Genomic DNA, 1,379 nt, shown 5'->3' with positions numbered 1-1,379 from the left:
TATTCTTAAATAAACTTTCTCTATGTCATGACGTACGATCAGTGGTAATCAGGTTCTATTTTGAACCGGTGGATGGTTTACCGGTAGCCGACTTCCAACCTGGCCAGTACATCGGTATTTATCTGCTGCCGGAGCATTCAGAACACCGCTGCATTCGTCAATACAGTCTCTCCGATGCCCCAAATGGCAAGAGTTATCGCATTTCGGTAAAGCGTGAGGGTAAAGGAGAAACCCGCGGCATGATTTCGCACTATCTTCACGACAATATTCAAATAAACGATAGTGTTGAACTGTGTCCACCCAGTGGCGACTTCTACCTGAATCAGCGTTCAGATGGACCTGTCGTGCTCATGAGTGCCGGTGTTGGCCAAACCCCCATGTTAAGCATGCTGAACAGTCTGACCAGAAATAAAACTGGCCAACCGGTTGTTTTTGTCCATGCTGCCATTAACAACAGAGTTCATGCTTTCCATCAGCACGTGAGGGATATTGCAGAAAAAAACGACAACATAGAACAGATTCTGTTTTACGATGAGCCAACCGACCACTGTTCCAATCATCATTACGCAGGCAGGACGGATCTGGAACTGATTCGCGCTAAAATCGACCTCCCGGGAGCACATTACTACTTCTGTGGTCCTCTGGGGTATATGGCGATGGTTAAAAAAACGCTGCAGCGCTGGAGAGTGACAGAAGACAGACTTCACTATGAAGTTTTCGGCCCTCATAAAGATCTCTGACTTGCTTTGGCATTTTCTTTCTTACAGTCCTCAGCTGTTACCGGAATCCGTCCAGCTGCAAGCACATCACTCATACTGAGATCACCACTGGACACTGTGCATGTTTGCCCAACAAAAAAGCATCATTGGGTGAAAAACCATTTGGAATAAGTACTGTCACCGTTCGTCCCATGCTATTTTCTGGTAAATAATCATTAACCCATTCTTGCTTCATCCCCATACTTGAAATCAACTGAATTTTTTTAACCGGGTTATCGGAATTCAAAGAAACACTGCTCAAAATCATATCCATAAATTTATCCAGTGATTGAGCATGACTTTCAGAGGAACTTGATACGATGGTAATATCTTCGCCAGAGGGACTTCCTAACAGACAAAAGAATACGATTGAAATTCCCAGGGAAAATTTTGTATTGTGATAGCAGAAATAGAACAAGGTTTTATCTGTTAAACTCAGGTTTGCTCGCAAAAAAACAGCTTCAAATTCTGATTGATAACTATCTGGCTCCTTTAAAAACTGATCAAGAAACGCCATGATAAAACACGTTGCCAACCACCACAATATCTGAAGATGGAAGCTTCTTTTGACCTGAATCCGTAACTTCAGAAGACGTTGAAACCTTCGGAAGCCGGTCGTGC

Annotated in this window: 2 protein-coding genes; one reads left to right on the top strand and one right to left on the bottom strand. The window is 43.4% G+C overall.

The annotated features are described in order from the left end of the window. A partial coding sequence (locus tag KDK14_RS11955) for an FAD-binding oxidoreductase (protein WP_257265351.1) occupies positions 1 to 740 on the top strand: 740 nt, incomplete at its 5' end. Positions 741 to 810: 70 nt separating this feature from the next. On the opposite strand, the gene KDK14_RS11950 is transcribed toward KDK14_RS11955, so the two are convergent. Beyond that, the gene (locus tag KDK14_RS11950) at positions 811 to 1,275 is read right to left on the bottom strand and encodes a hypothetical protein (protein WP_257265350.1); all 465 of its coding nucleotides are present in this window, start codon (positions 1,273 to 1,275) and stop codon (positions 811 to 813) included. Between the last annotated feature and the right edge of the window lie 104 nt (positions 1,276 to 1,379).

This window comes from Endozoicomonas sp. ONNA2 (assembly GCF_024606365.1).
Lineage (GTDB): Bacteria > Pseudomonadota > Gammaproteobacteria > Pseudomonadales > Endozoicomonadaceae > Endozoicomonas.
This window is presented reverse-complemented; position numbering and strand designations above follow the sequence as displayed.